The sequence below is a fragment of the Billgrantia sp. C5P2 genome (assembly GCF_051062895.2).
Map to the genome: position 1 here is coordinate 637511 of NZ_CM128542.1, position 17338 is coordinate 654848.

19 protein-coding genes and 1 tRNA gene are annotated in these 17338 nt (G+C 65.9%); 7 read left to right on the forward strand and 13 right to left on the reverse strand.

Going from position 1 to position 17338, the window contains the following annotated elements; all coding sequences use genetic code 11:
- Nucleotides 1-30: 30 nt before the first annotated feature.
- The 6 genes from ndk to trmJ form a co-directional block, all read right to left on the reverse strand.
- A complete protein-coding gene (gene ndk / locus ACRWQA_RS03010) occupies nucleotides 31-456 on the reverse strand; it encodes a nucleoside-diphosphate kinase (RefSeq protein WP_167113734.1) in 426 nt (141 codons plus the stop codon).
- Between the two features lie 349 nt (nucleotides 457-805).
- Entirely contained in the window at nucleotides 806-1132 is a 327-nt protein-coding gene (locus tag ACRWQA_RS03015) for a HesB/IscA family protein (RefSeq protein ID WP_263581248.1), read from the reverse strand.
- 25 nt (nucleotides 1133-1157) lie between these two features.
- Nucleotides 1158-2306: an aminotransferase class V-fold PLP-dependent enzyme gene (locus ACRWQA_RS03020; protein WP_434227022.1), complete on the reverse strand. Its 1149-nt coding sequence runs from the start codon at nucleotides 2304-2306 to the stop codon at nucleotides 1158-1160.
- 4 nt (nucleotides 2307-2310) lie between these two features.
- Nucleotides 2311-2787, reverse strand: a complete 477-nt coding sequence (iscR, locus tag ACRWQA_RS03025; RefSeq protein ID WP_434227023.1) for a Fe-S cluster assembly transcriptional regulator IscR — start codon at nucleotides 2785-2787, stop codon at nucleotides 2311-2313.
- 130 nt (nucleotides 2788-2917) lie between these two features.
- On the reverse strand, nucleotides 2918-3784 hold the full coding sequence (cysE, locus tag ACRWQA_RS03030; protein WP_434227025.1) for a serine O-acetyltransferase: 867 nt from the start codon (nucleotides 3782-3784) through the stop codon (nucleotides 2918-2920).
- A 99-nt stretch (nucleotides 3785-3883) separates the two neighbouring features.
- On the reverse strand, nucleotides 3884-4717 hold the full coding sequence (trmJ, locus tag ACRWQA_RS03035; RefSeq protein WP_434227027.1) for a tRNA (cytosine(32)/uridine(32)-2'-O)-methyltransferase TrmJ: 834 nt from the start codon (nucleotides 4715-4717) through the stop codon (nucleotides 3884-3886).
- Nucleotides 4718-4917: 200 nt separating this feature from the next.
- Here trmJ and ACRWQA_RS03040 point away from each other — a divergent pair, with 200 nt between their 5' ends.
- Complete coding sequence (locus ACRWQA_RS03040) at nucleotides 4918-5712, forward strand: inositol monophosphatase family protein (protein WP_263581243.1); 795 nt, start codon at nucleotides 4918-4920, stop codon at nucleotides 5710-5712.
- A gap of 113 nt (nucleotides 5713-5825) precedes the next feature.
- On the opposite strand, the gene secF is transcribed toward ACRWQA_RS03040, so the two are convergent.
- From secF to queA, 5 genes are all read right to left on the reverse strand, one after another.
- Nucleotides 5826-6752 carry a protein translocase subunit SecF gene (secF, locus tag ACRWQA_RS03045; protein ID WP_434227029.1) on the reverse strand — a complete coding sequence of 309 codons (927 nt, stop codon included), beginning with the start codon at nucleotides 6750-6752 and terminating at the stop codon, nucleotides 5826-5828.
- A gap of 22 nt (nucleotides 6753-6774) precedes the next feature.
- Nucleotides 6775-8625, reverse strand: coding sequence for a protein translocase subunit SecD (secD, locus tag ACRWQA_RS03050; RefSeq protein WP_434227031.1), 1851 nt, complete (start codon nucleotides 8623-8625; stop codon nucleotides 6775-6777).
- A 149-nt stretch (nucleotides 8626-8774) separates the two neighbouring features.
- The gene (yajC, locus tag ACRWQA_RS03055) at nucleotides 8775-9104 is read right to left on the reverse strand and encodes a preprotein translocase subunit YajC (RefSeq protein ID WP_434227033.1); all 330 of its coding nucleotides are present in this window, start codon (nucleotides 9102-9104) and stop codon (nucleotides 8775-8777) included.
- Between the two features lie 98 nt (nucleotides 9105-9202).
- A complete protein-coding gene (gene tgt, locus ACRWQA_RS03060; protein WP_434227035.1) occupies nucleotides 9203-10321 on the reverse strand; it encodes a tRNA guanosine(34) transglycosylase Tgt in 1119 nt (372 codons plus the stop codon).
- 85 nt (nucleotides 10322-10406) lie between these two features.
- The gene (queA, locus tag ACRWQA_RS03065) at nucleotides 10407-11447 is read right to left on the reverse strand and encodes a tRNA preQ1(34) S-adenosylmethionine ribosyltransferase-isomerase QueA (RefSeq protein ID WP_434227173.1); all 1041 of its coding nucleotides are present in this window, start codon (nucleotides 11445-11447) and stop codon (nucleotides 10407-10409) included.
- Between the two features lie 148 nt (nucleotides 11448-11595).
- Between queA and ACRWQA_RS03070 the strand changes: the two genes are divergently transcribed.
- Nucleotides 11596-11682, forward strand: a tRNA-Leu gene (locus ACRWQA_RS03070).
- A gap of 88 nt (nucleotides 11683-11770) precedes the next feature.
- On the opposite strand, the gene ACRWQA_RS03075 is transcribed toward ACRWQA_RS03070, so the two are convergent.
- Complete coding sequence (locus tag ACRWQA_RS03075) at nucleotides 11771-12160, reverse strand: YkvA family protein (RefSeq protein WP_434227037.1); 390 nt, start codon at nucleotides 12158-12160, stop codon at nucleotides 11771-11773.
- 168 nt (nucleotides 12161-12328) lie between these two features.
- Between ACRWQA_RS03075 and ACRWQA_RS03080 the strand changes: the two genes are divergently transcribed.
- From ACRWQA_RS03080 to ACRWQA_RS03095, 4 genes are all read left to right on the forward strand, one after another.
- Complete coding sequence (locus ACRWQA_RS03080; RefSeq protein ID WP_263581238.1) at nucleotides 12329-12487, forward strand: hypothetical protein; 159 nt, start codon at nucleotides 12329-12331, stop codon at nucleotides 12485-12487.
- A 138-nt stretch (nucleotides 12488-12625) separates the two neighbouring features.
- Entirely contained in the window at nucleotides 12626-13039 is a 414-nt protein-coding gene (gene rnk / locus ACRWQA_RS03085) for a nucleoside diphosphate kinase regulator (RefSeq protein WP_263581237.1), read from the forward strand.
- A 54-nt stretch (nucleotides 13040-13093) separates the two neighbouring features.
- Nucleotides 13094-13711: a LysE family translocator gene (locus ACRWQA_RS03090; protein ID WP_263581236.1), complete on the forward strand. Its 618-nt coding sequence runs from the start codon at nucleotides 13094-13096 to the stop codon at nucleotides 13709-13711.
- Nucleotides 13712-13773: 62 nt separating this feature from the next.
- Entirely contained in the window at nucleotides 13774-15030 is a 1257-nt protein-coding gene (locus ACRWQA_RS03095) for an EAL domain-containing response regulator (protein ID WP_434227040.1), read from the forward strand.
- On the opposite strand, the gene ACRWQA_RS03100 is transcribed toward ACRWQA_RS03095, so the two are convergent.
- Complete coding sequence (locus ACRWQA_RS03100; RefSeq protein WP_434227042.1) at nucleotides 14970-16622, reverse strand: acyl-CoA dehydrogenase family protein; 1653 nt, start codon at nucleotides 16620-16622, stop codon at nucleotides 14970-14972. The genes ACRWQA_RS03095 and ACRWQA_RS03100 overlap by 61 nt on opposite strands.
- A 221-nt stretch (nucleotides 16623-16843) precedes the next feature.
- Here ACRWQA_RS03100 and ACRWQA_RS03105 point away from each other — a divergent pair, with 221 nt between their 5' ends.
- Nucleotides 16844-17338, forward strand: coding sequence for a glutathione peroxidase (locus ACRWQA_RS03105; protein WP_263581233.1), 495 nt, complete (start codon nucleotides 16844-16846; stop codon nucleotides 17336-17338).

The window sequence follows — 17338 nt, forward strand, 5'->3', positions numbered from 1 at the left end:
TCCCCGCGGAGTGCACGGTTGGCCGCAGCCTTAACGTGAATGGATCTCGTCGGCGTTGAAGAAATAGGCCACTTCACGCTCTGCGGAAGCCGGCGAGTCGGAGCCGTGCACGGCGTTGGCGTCGATGGTCTCGGCGAAGTCGGCGCGAATGGTGCCCGGCGCGGCTTCCTTGGGGTTGGTGGCACCCATCAGGTCGCGGTTCTTGGCAATGGCGTCGTCGCCTTCCAGCACCTGGACGACCACCGGGCCGGAGGTCATGAAGCCCACCAGATCCTTGAAGAAGGGGCGCTCCTTGTGCTCGGCGTAGAAGCCGCCGGCCTGCTCTTCGGAGAGATGCAGCATCTTGGCGGCGACGACCTTGAGGCCGGCCTTTTCGAAGCGGGAGATGATCTCGCCGATGGCATTCTTGGCGACGGCGTCGGGCTTGATGATGGAAAGGGTACGTTCGGTTGCCATGTGGGCCTGTCTCCATTGAGATTCGTATGGGGATAGCGCCACGCCGTACCTACCCGGATGGGGCGGTATGGCGTGGCGCTACGGATTCTGGATGCGTTCGTCCCCGCGTACCGAGTGTGCTGCACGTGGCGAGTCAGCGCGAGAAAACTGTGGGCGCAGAGTATACCGCTGCCGGAGGGCGTTGAACAATCGTCACTCCTGCGGAAAGAAACGCTGCACAAGTCGGCGAGCGGAGTGAAGCGCAAGGCGCACGCAGCGCAGACACCGGAGCCTATGCGGTACTAGGTGAGGATGTCGAGCAGCGCGCAACGCAGCGATTTGCCCGCGCAGACACTTGTGCAGTGTTTCTTCAGACGGTGAAGCTCTCGCCGCATCCACACTGATCCTTCACGTTGGGGTTGTTGAAGCGGAAGAAGCGATTGAGCCCCTCCGAGACGTAATCGACCTCGCTGCCGTCGAGCATCGGCAGCGCCTCGGGAGTGACGAAGACGGTGACGCCGTGCTCTTCGAACACCGCGTCGTCGTTGGCGGCTTCGTCGGCGAAGTCGAGCACGTAGCTGTAGCCGGAGCAGCCGCTGGGTTTGACCGAGACACGCAGGCCCAGTCCTTGCCCGCGCTCCTCGAGTACCCGCTGGATCTGCTCGGCGGCGGCGTTGGTAATCGACAGATGCGCCATGTTGTTCCTCCTGCTGCGAAATTGGCTAGCGGCGTAGGCCCGGAAGGGCATGGTGCAAGGCGTCGAGCGCCGCATCGATATCGGCCTCGGTGGTAAAACGGCCGAAGCTGAAGCGTAGCGAAGCCAGGGCCAGCGATCTGGGCACGCCAATACCCTTCAATACATAGGATGGCTCGACGCTGGCGGAGTTGCATGCCGATCCGGTCGACAGGGCAATGCTGCGCAGTGCCATCAGCAGCGACTCGCCGTCCACGCCCTCGAAAGCAAGGTTGAGAATGTTGGGCACCGCCACCTCGACCGCGGTGTTGCAATGAATGCCGTCCAGATCGGACAACCCATCGAGCAAGCGGTTCCGGAGTGCCAGGATACGCGCCTGGTCGGCTTCGCCCTCGGCCGCGGCCAGGCTGAAGGCTTCGCCCATGCCGGTGATCTGGTGGGTGGGCAGGGTCCCGGAGCGCATGCCACGCTCATGCCCGCCACCGTGGATCAACGGCTCGATGCGCAGGTCCGGGCTGCGCCGCACATAGAGGGCACCGATGCCCTTGGGGCCGTAGGCCTTGTGCCCCGAGAGCGACATCAGATCGATGCCGAGACGGGCCACATCGAGATCGATGCGACCCACGCCCTGGGCCGCATCGACATGAAAAGTCGCATTGCCGGCGTGAGCCACCTCGGCGAGGGCCGCCAGGTCGTGGATGCAGCCCAGCTCGTTGTTCACCGCCATCAGTGACACCAGCACGGTGTCGGGACGCATGGCTTCACGCAACTGCTCGGGTGTGACACGTCCGTCGGCGCCAGGCGTCAGCCAGGTAACCTCGAAGCCCTCCTTCTCCAGCGCCGTGGCGGTATCCACCACCGCCTTGTGCTCGATGATCGATGTCACCAGGTGCCGGCCGCGCTCACGGTTGGCGCGCATGAAGCCGATCAGCGCCAGATTGTCGGCTTCGGTGGCGCCGCTGGTCCAGACGATCTCGCGCGGGTCGGCCGCGATCAGGTCGGCCACCTGGCGGCGTGCGCTCTCCACCGCCTGTTCCGCCTGCCAGCCGAGCATGTGGCTGCGCGAGGCGGGGTTGGCGTAGGTGCCATCCACCGTGAGGTAGCGCTGCATTACGTCGGCGACCCGGGGGTCGACCGGGGTAGTGGCGGCGTAGTCGAGATAGACGAGGGCGCTCATGGGCTCACGGGATCTCCGAGGAGGTCAGGATGGTGTTGTCCTCGTGGCGGCTGCGCTGGCGGGCAGCGATGCGGCGTACGTCGCCGTGCTCGACCAACTGGCCGAGGGTGATACCGTCGAGGAAGCTGCGGATCTGCTCGGAGAGGTCGCACCATAGATGGTGGGTCAGGCAGGTGTCGCCCTGCTGACAGTCCGAGAGTCCCTGGCAGCGGGTGGCGTCCACGGATTCGTCGACGGCATCGATCACCCGCGATATCGATATCTCGGCCGCGGGCAGCGCCAGCAGGTAGCCGCCGCCTGGGCCGCGAACGCTGTTGACCAGCCCGGCGCGACGCAGCCGGGCGAAGAGCTGCTCAAGGTAGGGCAGGGATATCTCCTGGCGACGCGAGATGTCGGCCAGGCAGATGGGCCCCTTGTCTGCGTTCAGGGCCAGGTCGAGCATGGCGGTGACGGCGTAGCGTCCCTTGGTGGTCAAACGCATGGCGGGCCCTTCAGGCGCATCGGAAAGCTTGTCTCGGGGCTCGTGACAAGGCCGGCAGGTCAGCGAGCGCTCGCCGCGAGCGGCGAGCCGTGGATCGATTCGCCATTATGGTAAAGCCTGACCGTTAAGGTCAACCATTCCCCCGCGGGGTGTTCTGTCCGCCTTGATCCTCGTCATGTCCGCTGTCGGAGTCGACGGTGGGGCCGCAACAGCCGTCGACATCGGAGAGAATGTCGGCGAAGTCCTCGTCGCGCAGTTCCGGCAGCTTGCCCTCGCGATAGCTGGCGTCGAGCTTGCGCAGGGTGCCGCACATGCGCTCGATGCGTCCGTCGACGGCGTGCATGTGATCGAGCATGGCCTGAATCGAGCGCGCCACCGGGTCGGGCATGTCCTCGCTCACGCCGTAGGCATCGAAGCCGAACTTGCGCCGCATCGCCTCGCGGCGCTCGGGGTCGATCTCCAGCGCCTCGGCGGCATCCGGCTCGGTTCGCTTGACGATCTTGCCGGGGATGCCGACCACCGTGGCGCCGGCGGGTACTTCCTTGGTCACCACGGCGTTGGAACCGACCTTGGCCCCGGCGCCGACGGTGAAAGGGCCGAGAATCTTGGCGCCGGCGCCGACGATGACGCCATCTCCCAGGGTCGGGTGGCGCTTGCCCTTGTGCCAACTGGTGCCGCCCAGCGTCACGCCCTGGTAGAGGGTGACGTCATCGCCCACCTCGGCGGTCTCGCCGATCACCACGCCCATGCCGTGGTCGATGAAGAAGCGCCGGCCAATCTTCGCTCCGGGGTGGATCTCGATGCCCGTGAGCCAACGCGAGAAGGTCGACAGGGTGCGGGCCAGCCACTTGAGATGCTTCTTCCACAGCCAATGGGCGAGGCGATGCAGCAGCAGCGCATGCAGCCCCGGATAGTTGGTCAGCACTTCCAGAAAGTTGCGCGCCGCCGGGTCACGGGCGAATACGCTATTGATGTCCTCGCGCAGTCGTTGAAACATGCAGCGGTCCTTGGGTGGCGGTGAGGCGGCCTGGGCGGCGGGTAAGCAATAGGTGACAGTTGCATCATATGGGGACGCAACGGGCAGCGTTCAAGGCATTTACCGCTCGCGCCCCGAATGCGTTGCGTTGTCGTCCGTCTCGCCGACGTTACGCTGCTTGCCGTGGACGCTCACCCCAAGGGGCTCGCCCTCTCGCGTGGCGGCGCACTTCTCCGTGGCCGACAGGATGCCGCGCAGGATGTTGAGTTCCATGCGCTCGGGGCGGGCGCGCAGGGTGAAACGGCGCAGCCGGGCCATCAGCTGGCGCGGCTGCGCCGGGTCGTGGAAGCCGATGTCGATCAGGGTGCGCTCCAGGTGAGCGAAGTAGTGCTCCAGCTCCTCGTGACTCGCCAGCGGCTGGTGCGGCTCCGCTTCCTGTTCGCCGGCATTGCTGCCGGCGCCGAGCCAGGCCTGGCGGCACTCGTAGGCCAGCACCTGTACCGCGGCGGCCAGGTTGAGCGAGCTGAAGTCGGGGTTGGTGGGGATGTGCACGTGGGCATGGCAGCGCTGCAGCTCGGCGTTGGAGAGCCCGCTGTCCTCACGGCCGAACACCAGTGCCACTCGCGACTCGGGGCCGGCAAGTTCCTGTGGCAGGCGCTCGCCCAAGGCGCGAGGGGTAATCATCGGCCATGGCAGGGTGCGCGAGCGGGCGCTGGCGCCTACCGCCAGGGTGCAGTCGGCGACGGCTTCCTCGAGAGTGGCGACGGTGCGCGCAGCATGCACGATATGATCGGCCCCGGAGGCGCGCGAGATGCTCTCGCTGGTCAGCGGCTGGCAGCGCGGCGCGACCAGGGCCAGATCGCCGAGTCCCATGTTGTGCATGGCGCGAGCGGTGGCGCCGATGTTGCCGGGATGGCTGGTGCCGATCAGCACGATGCGAATGCGGTCGAGCATGGAACTGTCTCTGCCGTTGACGATAAAACGTGGGAACCCAGGGAAGGGCAAGTCTATCATGCCCACTGGCGGCGATGGCGCAGTTGCCGCGATTCTGCTAGGATGCGCGCCATGCGTGCGACCCGTACGCCACGTTCGACCCGCACTACGCGTTCGAACTCGCCTGTTCTTTAACATCACCGACGCTCCAAGGCCCGATCATGCATCCGATGGTCCAATTTGCCCTGCGTGCCACACGCAGCGCCGCCGAACAGTTCCTGCGCATTCGTGAGCGCATCGAGAATTCTCACGAGGAACACAACCTCGAGCGCCTGCTCGAGGACACTGCTCGTAATGCCGAAACGCTGATCCAGCGTCAGCTCAACCGCGGCTATCCCCAACATGGGGTGGTGGGCCGCTTCACGCCCCACCGCGCCGGCGAAGGCGAGGGACAGGACATCGAATGGCGTATCGAGCCCTTCCACGGCTATTCCAGCCTGGGCGTGGCCGGTAGCGGCTTTGCCCTGTCGGTGGTATGCCTGGTGAAGGGCCGCCCGGAGCATGCGGTGGTGATCTGCCCCTTCAGCGACGATGAATACCTGACTAGCCGTGGCCGCGGTGCCCAGCACAACGGCAAGCGCATTCGCGTGCCCAAGTCCAACGCCATTCTTGGTTCGCGCATGGCCATGAGCCTGCCCGAAAGCGAGCAGCGCTCGCGCTACCTGCCTGCCTACCTGACCCTGATCCAGCAGCTCGGCCCTCAGGTCGAGAGCCAACTGGCTACCGGCAGCGGCCTGCTCGACATGGCCGAACTGGCTGCGGGCCGCGTCGATGCCGCCTTCGTACTGGGGCTGGAGGAACAGGACCGCCTGGTCGGCAGCCTGCTGCTCAAGGAAGCCGGAGCGCTGATGGGAACGCCCGATGGCCAGCCCGGCGTGGATACCGCAGGGCAACTGATGGCCGCCGGCCCGCGCCTGTACAAGGCTTTGGTGCAGCAGCTCAAGCCCCACTTTTAAGCCTCGATACAGCCCGCAACGAAACCGCCCCCGCAGCAGCGCTGCGGGGGCGGTTTCGTTTCAGGGCACCGCTGCGCCCAAGATACCGAGCGCAGACGTCATGGGTGCCTTTCCTAGGGCAACTGCTCTTCCTCCGCGTCCACCTCTTTCTTCGGCGGTATCAGGTCCTTGCGTTCCAGGTGCACGGTCAACAGCAGGGCGGCTGCCACGTAAACGGAGGAGAAGGTGCCTACCACGATGCCGAGGATCAGGGCGATGGAGAAGTAATGGATCATGTCGCCGCCGAGGATCAGCAGCGCCAGCAATACCAGCAGGGTGGTGCCGGAGGTCGCCAGCGTGCGCGACAGGGTGAGGTTGATCGCTTCGTTGAAGATCGCCGGCATGTCGTCGATGCGCGAAGTGCGGATCGTCTCGCGGATGCGGTCGTAGACGACGATGGTGTCGTTGAGCGAGTAGCCGATCACCGCCAGCAGCGCGGCGAGCACGGTGAGGTCGAATTCCAGTTGGAACAGTGAGAAGACGCCGACCACGATGATGACGTCGTGCATCAGCGCCAGCAGCGCGCCGATGGCGAACTTGTACTGGAAGCGGAAGGCGACGTAGAGCATCACCACTCCCAGCGCCACCAGCAGGCCAAGGCCGCTCTGGTCGCGCAGCTGTTCGCCGACCTGGGCGCCGACGAACTCGGCGCGCACCAGCTCCACCCGGTCGCCGCCCTCGCGCAGCAGCGACACCACCCGGTCACCCACCTCGGGGTCGAAGGCCTGCTGCAGGCGGATCAGCACCTCGGTGGAGGCGCCGAAGGTCTGTACAGAGACGTCGCGGAAGCCCGAGCCCTCGAGGGTCTGGCGCACCGCGTCGAGCGAGGGCGCCACGGCGTAGCGCACCTCGACCAGGGTGCCGCCGGTGAAGTCCAGCCCCAAGTTGAGCTGCTGGAACAGCAGCGAAGCGATCGACACCAGGATCATCAGGCCGGAAATGATAAAAGCGATCCGGCGCTTGCCCATGAAGTCGAACTGACGGTTGACGAGGGTCTTCATAACCACCTCAAGTTGGTGAGCCTTAGATCCAGAGCTTCTTGACCGGCTTGCCGCCGTAGGCGAGGTTCACCATCGCGCGTGTCACCATCAGGGCGGTGAACAGCGAAGTGAGGATCCCCAGCGACAGGGTCACGGCGAAGCCCTTGACCGGGCCGGTGCCGATCGAGAACAGAATGATCGCCACCAGCAGGGTGGTGATATTGGCGTCGACGATGGAGCTGAAGGCTCGCTCGTAGCCGGCATGGATGGCCTGCTGGACCGACAGCCCGCCACGCAGCTCCTCGCGTATGCGTTCGAAGATCAGCACGTTGGCGTCCACCGCCATGCCCAGCGTCAGCACGATGCCGGCGATGCCGGGCAGCGTCAGGGTGGCACCGAGCAGTGACATCGCCGCGATCAGCAAGGTCAGGTTCAAGGCCAGCGCCAGGTTGGCGAAGACGCCGAACACCTTGTAGCGAATCAGCATGAACAGCACCACCAGCAGCAGGCCGATCTGCACCGACATCAAGCCGCGCTCGATGTTCTCGGCGCCGAGGCTCGGGCCGATGGTGCGCTCCTGAACGAAGTAGATCGGTGCCGCCAGCGAGCCGGAGCGCAGCAGCAGGGCCAGCTCGGCTGCCTCGGTGGGCGAATCGAGCCCGGTGATGCGGAAGCTGTTGCCCAGTGCGCTCTGGATGGTGGCGAGGCTGATCAGGCCGCGTTCGGTGTAGGGTTCGCGAACCGTCACCTCTTCGCCATCCTCCATCACCACCCGGTCGCGAGACTTGTGCTCGATGAACAGCACCGCCATGTTGCGTCCGATATTGGTGCGGGTGGCTCGGTTCATCAGCGTGCCGCCGGTACCGTCCAGATTGATGTTGACCTGGGGCCGGCCGTTCTCGTCGAAGCTGTGGTTGGCGCTGGAGACGCTGTCGCCGGTGATGATCACGTCGCGCATCAGGTCGGCGGTGCGATTGGGATTGTTGCGGAAGGCGAAGGACTCGGTCTCCGCGTCCGGGGTGTCCGGGCGCGCCTCGAGGCGGAACTCGAGGTTGGCGGTAGCGCCCACCACGCGCTTGGCGGCCACGGTGTCCTGTACGCCGGGCAGCTCGACCACGATGCGGTCCGGACCCTGGCGCTGCACCATCGGTTCGGCCACGCCCAGCTCGTCCACCCGGTTGCGCAGGGTAGTGAGGTTCTGGTTGATGGCGTAGTCCTGGATCTCGGCCACTGCCTGCTCGGTCAGCGTCATGATCAGCAGCGAAGCGCGACCTTCCTGCTCGCTGGCATAGTCGAAATCGCGGAACTCGCGGCTGATCAGCCGGCGTGCGCTGTCGCGATCCTCTTCGCTGGCGAAGGTGATGGTCAGGGTGCGGTCCTCGATATCGGTGCCCCGATAGCGGATACGCTCGCTGCGCAGCTGTTCGCGCATGGCGCTGGCGTTGACCTCCAGGCGTTGGGTCACCGCCGCGTCCATGTCGACCTCGAGCAGGAAATGCACGCCGCCGCGCAGGTCCAGGCCCAGGGTCATCGGCGAGGCGGCCAGGCCCTGCAGCCAGGTTGGGGTGGATTCGGCGAGGTTTAGCGCCACCACGAAGCCGTCGCCGAGCTGCTCGGCGACCAGGTCGCGAGTGCGCAGCTGATGGTCGGGATCGTTGAGGCGAATCAGCACGCTGGTTTCTTCGCGCTCGATGGCCTTGATGTCGATGCCGGCATCGCGGAGGGACTGCTGGACGCGCTCGAGCTGTGCCTCATCGAGGGTGCTATCGCCCTGGGCGCTGCTGATCTGAACCGCGGGATCCTCGGGAAAGAGGTTGGGTAGCGAGTAGATCAGGCCGCCGAGCAGCACGATGAGTATCAGCAGATACTTCCATAGGGGATAACGGTTGAGCATGGGAGCCCTGCCTAGGTTGCGTAAAGAAGGCTACAGGACGGCAGTGCGGCCGGATCCCCGATCCGCGAGGACAGGGCAGCCGGCCGCCATGCGACCCTCGCCGTCACCAGGCTCGGAAGAGCCATCGGCAAGGGCGAGGAGCATCGACGTCAGATGGACTTGATGGTGCCCTTGGGCAACACGTTGGCCACGGCACTCTTCTGTACGTTGACTTCGATGTTGTCGGCGATCTCCAGGGTGAGGAACTCGTCGCCCACCTTGGTGATGCGACCCACCAGGCCGCCACCGATCACCACTTCGTCGCCCTTGGACAGGCCGCCGACCAGCTCGCGGTGCTGCTTGGCACGCTTGGATTGGGGGCGCCACAGCAGGAAGTAGAAGATCAGCACGAAGCCGACCAGCATGACGATCTGGGCGATGCCGCCACCTGCGGCGCCGGCGTCCTGGGCCATGGCCGGGGAGATGAAGAAGTCCAGCATGAGAAGCGTCTCTCCTGAAAGAAGGTAAGTTGGGTCGCGAATGAAGTAAGCAGCTGATGACGGCCGGTGGCGCCTGGCCTGACGCCACCGGCCGGCGGTCAATCTGGTGCGTCGGGTACCGGCAGCCCCCGCTGCGCATAGTAGCCTGTCACGAAGTCAGCCAATGTACCCGCTTCGATGGCACCGCGCAAACCGGCCATCAGGCGCTGATAATAGCGCAAGTTGTGGATCGTATTGAGCATCGAGCCGAGCATTTCGCCGCAGCGGTCCAGGTGGTGCAGGTAGCTGCGCGAGAAATGCTGGCAGGTGTAGCAGTCGCACCCCTCCTCCAGCGGGCGGGTGTCGTGGCGGTGCTTGGCGTTGCGGATCTTGATCGTGCCTTCGGCGGTGAACAGGTGGCCGTTGCGGGCGTTGCGGGTGGGCATCACGCAGTCGAACATGTCGACGCCGCGGCGCACGCCTTCCACCAGATCCTCCGGCTTGCCCACGCCCATCAGGTAGCGCGGGGTCTCTTCGGGCATCCATTGCGGCAGATAGTCGAGCACCCGGATCATCTCTTCCTTCGGCTCGCCCACCGAGAGGCCGCCGATGGCCAGGCCGTCGAAGCCGATCTCCAGCAGGCCATCCAGCGAGCGGCGGCGCAGTTCGGGATACATGCCGCCCTGGATGATGCCGAACAGTGCCGAGGGGGAGTCGCCATGGGCATCGCGGGAGCGCTGGGCCCAACGCAGCGAGCGTTCCATGGAGAGCTCCGCCTCCTTCTCGGTGGCCGGGTAGGGGGTGCACTCGTCGAAGATCATCACCACGTCGGAGCCCAGCGAACGCTGCACCGCCATTGACTCCTCCGGCCCCATGAACACCTTGGCGCCGTCTACCGGCGAGCGGAAGTGCACGCCCTGCTCGGTGATCTTGCGCATTTCGCCCAGCGAGAAGACCTGAAAACCGCCGGAATCGGTGAGGATCGGCTTGTGCCACTGGGCGAAGTCATGCAGGTCACCGTGGGCTTCGATCACCTCGGTGCCGGGGCGCAGCCACAGGTGAAAGGTATTGCCTAGGATGATCTCGGCACCGATTTCCTCCACCGAGGCGGGCGTCATGCCCTTGACCGTGCCGTAGGTGCCCACCGGCATGAAGGCCGGCGTCTCCACCGTGCCGCGAGGGAAGGTGAGGCGACCGCGGCGGGCCCGGCCGTCGCTGGCCAGTCGCTCGAAGGACATGAAGCATTCGTTTCGCATTGACATCTCTTCTTTACGGCAAGACGTCGCAACGCAGGACGTCTCGCGGGTCAGCTATTCTTGGGGTTCAGGAGCGCTTGTGGGTCAGGAACATCGCGTCGCCATAGCTGAAGAAGGCGTAGCGCTCGGCCACGGCTTCGCGATAGGCCGCCATGGTGGCCTCATACCCGGCGAAGGAGGAGACCAGCATCAGCAGGGTCGACTCTGGCAGGTGGAAGTTGGTGATCAGCGCATCCACGCAGCGCCACGCGTAGCCGGGATAGATGAAGATATCGGTCTCGCCGCTGAACGGGGCGATCTCGCCGTCCGCGCTCGACGCACAGGCACTCTCCAGGCAGCGCACGCTGGTGGTGCCCACCGCGATCACGCGGCGTCCCGCGGCCTTGGCCGCGCGCACCTTGTCACAGGCCGCTTCGTTCACCTCGATCCATTCGCTGTGCATCTGGTGCTCGCGGATGTCGTCGGCACGCACCGGCTGGAAGGTGCCGGCACCCACGTGCAGGGTGACGAAGGCGCTTTCGACGCCTTTCGCCGCCAGCCGTTCCAGCAGCGGTTCGTCGAAGTGCAGTCCGGCGGTGGGGGCGGCCACGGCGCCGTCACGACGGGCATAGACGGTCTGGTAGCGGTCGCGGTCGGCGAGTTCGTCGGCGCGGTCGATGTAGGGCGGCAGCGGCATGTGACCGTGGCGCTCGAGCAGCTCGATCAGCGGCGTCTCGCCGAGAAAGCGCAGCTCGAACAGCGCCTCGCGACGGCCCTCGACCACGGCGCGGATATCGCCCTCGAAGATCAGCTCGGTGCCCGGCTTGGGCGACTTGCTGGAGCGGATATGGGCCAGCCCGCGGTGGGCGTCCAGCGGGCGCTCCAGCAGCATCTCCACCTTGCCACCGCTGGCCTTGTGGCCGTGCAGGCGTGCCGGAATCACCCGGGTGTCGTTGAACACCAGCAGATCGCCCGGCTCGAGCAGCTCCACCAGGTCGGTGAAGCGGCGATGGGCCAGCTCGCCGCTCTCGCCGTTGACGCACAGCAGGCGACAGTCGCTGCGCCGTTCGGACGGATAGCGGGCGATCAGCTCCTCGGGGAGCTCGTAATGGAAGTCGGCGCGCTGCATGCAGGTCGGGTCCGCATTGGTCATCGAGAGAATTCGTGCACGGCGGCTCGCGAGCCGCCGAAACAGCCGGCAAGGATACCGAAAATCGTCTCTCGCGTCAGGCCTGGCGATTGACCTGCCGCACCGGCCACGTATAATGCTCGGCGCTGCCGGCGTGGCGGAATTGGTAGACGCAGCGGATTCAAAATCCGCCGGGTGCAAGCCCTTGTCGGTTCGAGTCCGACCGCCGGTACCACTGATAGAGAAGTCATTGAAAAACAGCCGCTTATAAGCGGCTGTTTGCGTTTATGGCCTCTCCTGCAGTCGGTGCAGGGGGCTGAATCCTACCCGAACCACCGGGTCAGCGTGGCCTTGGCCTGCTCCCGGTGCTTGTCGTTGATGCGGGCGGCGACGATGGCGAGTGCGCCGGCCAGCACGCCCATGTCATCGGTGTAGCCGAGAAAGGGGGTAAGGTCGGGGATGGCGTCGATGGGTGAGATGAAATACCCCAGCGCGCCATAGATGGTGGTCTTCGCCCAGAGCGGCGTGTTGGGGTCCTGCGCGGCGTAGTACATCCTCAGCGCGGGCTCGAGGGTCTTCCTGCCCGCCCGGCGGGCGCTATGGGCGACCTTGTCCCAGAAGCCCTCTTCGGAATAGTGGGCCTCGTTCTCCTCGAGGGTGCCCATGATGGCGCCCGACCCGACATCGTCACGGTGGGTGTCGTGTAGCTTCATGAGAGATCGTTCCTGTGGTTCCTTGCCTACCGTTTTGACAGCGTAGCTTACCGGCACGTTCGCGCTTTCGCTGCGGGCCTTGGGTGCCGGTCGTGCTATGTGCCGTTCTCTTGATGTACCTCTCCGTCCGCTGCATGCTGAGCGAATAAAATCCAGAGAGGTGGCGATATGGGTGTGAAGCGGTTTGCCTGGGCGCTCGGTGTCCTGGGCGTCGTGCTGGCGCTGTTTGGCTGGCAGCAGCAAAGTCCGGGGGCTTTCGTCGGCGTTGTGCTTGTCGCGCTGGCCGGGGTGCTGCTGGCGACGTCGAAGCGGCAACCAAAACCCTAGGAGCTTCAGGCGGGCCTGACATTCCCCAGGCTAGGGCTTATCATGGTGAGAGCCACAGTCCTTCTCCCCGCCGGGGCGAAGGGCTGTTTTCGTTGCATGGCCGACAGCACACTTCGCTGTCGGTGCCAAGGAGGTCGTATGTCGTCCCGTCCCCCCCTTATCATCAATCGTCTGGATGCGGAGCGGCTGCAGCGCCTGATCGACCACGCCGACGACAAGGATCGCTTCGTTGCCGACTGCCTGGAAGAGGAGCTCGAGCGCGGCGAGGTGATCGACCCCGAAGAGATCCCGGCAGACGTGGTCAGCATGAACAGCCAGGTGCAATTCACCGATCTGACACGCAACCGCCAGATGATACGCACGCTGGTCTACCCCCATGCGCTGGCGGCTACCGAAGACGGCATCTCGGTGATGGCGCCCATTGGAGCCGGACTCATTGGCCTGCGCATCGGTGACGAGATCGACTGGCCGTTACCGGATGGCGGCGGAGCACGACTTCGCGTCGATGCGATCCTATGGCAGCCTGAGCGGGAAGGTCAGTTCCACCGTTGAGATGACGCGCCGTCCGTAAACATCGTCGCCCTAAACATCGAAAAGGAGCAGGGGATGCCGCTTTCACTCTGGATGTCGCTGGTGGCCGTGTGTGCCATGGGTGCGATGTCGCCGGGGCCTAGCCTGGCTCTGGTGCTGCGGCATACGCTCGGTGGCGGACGCACGCCAGGCATCGTGGCGGCGCTCTCCCACGCCCTGGGGGTGGGATTCTATGCCCTGCTCACGGTGCTGGGGCTGGGAGCGTTGATCGTGCGCTTTCCTACGCTGTTCCAGCTCATCACCTGGGGGGGAGCGGCTTACCTGGCCTGGCTCGGCGTCAAGGCGCTGCGTGCCGGCAGGGCGGCAGCGCTGGAAGCGGCCGGCGTTGCCACCACTCGGCGCCAGGCGGCCCGTGAGGGCATGCTGGTGGCGCTGGGCAACCCCAAGCTGATCCTGTTCTTCGTCGCGCTGCTCAGCCAGTTCGTCACCCCGGAGATGTCGCTCGCCGCCAAGGCGATCATCGTGTTGACGGCAATGATCATCGATGGCGGTTGGTACGTGCTGGTGGCGGTGTCGTTGACCCATTCGCGCGTGCTGCCCTGGCTGCAACTGCGTGCGCACTGGATTCATCGTATTACCGGCGTGATGCTGCTGGCGCTTGCGCTGCGGGTGGTGATCGGCCCCCTCGGCTGAGGGGCAGCGTTGACAATCTAGCCGGCTGGTCGTCAGGGATGATGTTAGCCTCAGGATAATTCGTGAGCGGGATCCCCCTGATGAACCTCTTAGCGGAATTCGAAGAAGAAGAGCGAGCCCTGGCGATGGTGCTCGACGAGGATCCCGACGTGGTAGCGGTCTTGTCGCTACAGCTGCACGTGCTGGGTCTGGAGAGCCGCTGTTATCGCCGGGCAGATGCCTTGCTGGCGGAGCTCGACGAGTGCTCGCCGCAGTTGGTGATCATGGGGCTCGAGTTCGGCGACCCGGACGGCATCGAGCTGCTGCGGCTGCTGGCCGAGCAGCGCTTCGCCGGCTGGGTGCTGCTGCTCGGTGGTGTCGAGCGCAAGATCTCGCGCATTGCCGAGCGGGTCGGCCATACCCTGGGGCTGCAGATGCTCGGCTCGCTGGACAAACCGATGCGCCTGGCCGAACTCAGGCAGCGCCTGGAGCGGCTGAGCCCCGGGTGCAAGCCGACCATCGTGCCCGAGGACAGCCCTTTCTTCTCTGCCGATGAGCTGGAGACGGCGCTTCAGCGCCGCGAGCTCACCGTGCACTACCAGCCACAGTTCGAACTGGCCAGCGGCCGCCTGAGCGGCGTCGAGGCGCTGGTGCGCTGGGCGCATCCCGTGATCGGACTGATCGGCCCGGCCAGTTTCCTCCCTATGCTTACGTCCGCCCAGAGTCGGCGCCTGACCTGCCATGTGCTCGAGCAGGCGCTGTCCGATGCCCAGCGCTGGCGCGAGCAGGGCGTGCTGCTGTCACTATCGGTCAACGTCACCGCCGAAGACCTGATGGCGTCGCAGCTGCCGGCGCTGACCCGCCAACTGGCCCCGGCCGACTCACCCCTGGTAGTGCTGGAGATTACCGAAACGGCGGCAATGGACGACGAGCTGCTGGGTTCGGAGATCGCCGCGCGGCTGCACCTCAGTGGCATGGAGGTGGCGGTGGACGATTTCGGGGTCGGTTTCTCGTCGCTCTCGCGCTTGCAGATGTTGCCCATCAGCGAGCTCAAGATCGACCGCAGCTTCATTCGTCACCTGCAGCAGGACAGCCAGGACGCGGCGATCGTCGAGGCCATCGCGCTGCTCGGCCGCCGCTTGGGCATTCGGGTCGTGGCCGAAGGCGTCGAGCAGCTCGACTGCCTGCCCACGCTGACCCGCTTCGGCTGCACTCACGTACAGGGCTTTGGCCTGTCGCGGCCGGTACCGGCCGATGAGATCCCGATGTTGGCCTCCGATCAGTCACCGATCCGCGCCAGAATCGCCGCCAGCGGCGTGCCGGCCGGCAGCACGCCGTAGACGGGGCTCGCCTCTACGCCGAGGCGCGAGCGGCAGAAGGTCTCGGCGACCTCGCTCGGCGCGTGGCGCAGCAGCAGCGCGGCTTGCAGGCTCTGGGCCAGGCGTTGGGCCAGCCAGCGGGCACGCGGCTCGAGCTCCTCGGCGGGCAGCGCCAGATCGCGCTCGAGCCCGGCCAGGGCCAGGTCGAGGTCCTGCTGCAAGCCTTGAGCCGCGCGTAGTTCGTCGCGCAGGGCGGCGATCGATTCGGGATGACGCGCCAGCACTCGCAGCAGGTCCAGGCAGATCACGTTGCCCGAACCCTCCCAGATGGAATTCACCGGCGCCTCGCGGTAGAGCCGTGCCAGCGGCGTCTCCTCCACGTAGCCGATGCCGCCCAGGCACTCCATGGCCTCGGCCATGAAGCCGGGGCCGCGCTTGTTGTGCCAGTACTTGGCCAGGGTGGGCAGCACCCGCGCCAGGGCTGTCTCGTGGGCCTCGCCGCGGGCATCGCCGTCGAAGGCGCGGGCGGCGCGCAGGGTCAGGGCCAGGCCGGCTTCCACCTCCAGCGCCAGGTCGGCGATCACCGCCTGCATCAGCGGCTGTTCGGCGAGCTTGCGGTCGAAGGCCTGACGCTGGCGCACATGCCCCCACGCCTCGGCAAGCGCCTGACGCATCATGCCCACCGGCGCGGTGGCAGCATCCAGGCGGGTCTGCTGCACCATGTCGATGATGGTGGCTACGCCACGGCCCGGTTCGCCGACCAATGCGGCCCAGGCACCGCGGTACTCGATCTCGGCCGAGGCGTTGGCGCGGTTGCCGCACTTCTCCTTGAGCCGCTGGATCTCGATGGCGTTGCGCTCGCCGTCCGGTGTAAAGCGCGGCGCCAGGAAGCAGGAGAGGCCGTTGTCGGTCTGGGCCAGGGTAAGGAAGGCATCCGACATCGGCGCGCTGCAGAACCACTTGTGACCGGTAAGCCGCCAGCCTTCGCCGTCGCGTTCGGCGCGGGTGGTGTTGCGGCGCACGTCGCTGCCACCCTGCTTCTCGGTCATGGCCATGCCGAAAGTGAGGCCATGCTTGTTGGCCGGCGGCAGTGGGCGAGGGTCGTAGACGTTGGCCAGCAGACCTGGGGCCCACTCGGCTTCGATGGCACGGTTGCGACGTAGCACCGGCATGGCGGCGTGGGTCATCGTCACCGGGCAGCAGAAGCCCGGTTCGGCCTGGGTCAGCAGATAGAGAGCGGCGATATGCGCCTGGTGCCCGCCGCGGCCCTCCTCCTGCCAGGCCACGGCATGCCAGCCGCCTTCCAGGGCCAGGCGCATCAGCTCATGGTAGGCGGGGTGATAGCGCACCTCGTCCAGCCGCCGGCCGTGGCGGTCGAACAGGCGCAGCTCCGGTGGGTGGCGGTTGGCGAGCTCGCCGAGCTCCTGCACGCGAGCGCTGCCCGCTTCTCGGCCCAGCGGCGCCAGGCGTTCGGCCACCCAGGCCGGGGCTTCGCGCTCCAGCGCTTCTCGCAGCGGCAAGTCGGAGGCGAAGAAGTCCCGGTCGCCGGGCGTATCGGGCTGGTTGACCACTTCGTGGGTGGCCAGGCGGCTACGGGGAGCATTGTCGCGCATGGCACCTGTCCTCGGTGTTGCTGTCCATTCAGCATGACCAGTCGCGCGGGAGTGGTCAACGCGCCCAAGGCGTGACGGCGCAGCCGCTTCTCGGTAGGCTTGAAGCCAGCGTGCGAAGAAAGCCTGGCTTGGGCTGACCCAGGAAAGGTTGCCTCGGTGCGCTGAGGAGTGCTACGTGTGAAACGTGGCGTGGTGAGAGGTGACAGCGAGGCAGGCGAGACATGGCCATCCACGAGCACGAATGCCGTACCTTTCGCGGCGAGCCCTTCAACCTGCGTGCCCTGCAGGGACAGGTGCTATTGATCGTGAACGTAGCCAGCCGCTGTGGCTTCACGCCCCAGCTCGGTGAGCTGGAGCGTCTTTACCGCCGCCATCGCGACCGCGGTTTCACCGTGCTGGCCTTTCCGTGCAACCAGTTCGCCCGCCAGTCACCTGAGACCGCGCTGGACTTCTGTGCCTTCAGCACGAGCCAGTACGGTGTGACGTTTCCGGTCATGGAAAAAGTGCGGGTAAACGGCACCGGGGCGCATCCGCTGTTCGTCGAGCTCAAGCGCAAGGCACCGGGAGTGATGCACACCGGGATGATCAAGTGGAACTTCACCAAGTTCCTGGTGGCCCGGGATGGCCGGGTGATTCAACGCTTCTCGCCGCGCGCGAGCGGTCAGGAACTGGAGCTGGCGCTGGAAGAGGCCCTCGACGAGAAGTTCCAGCTCTAG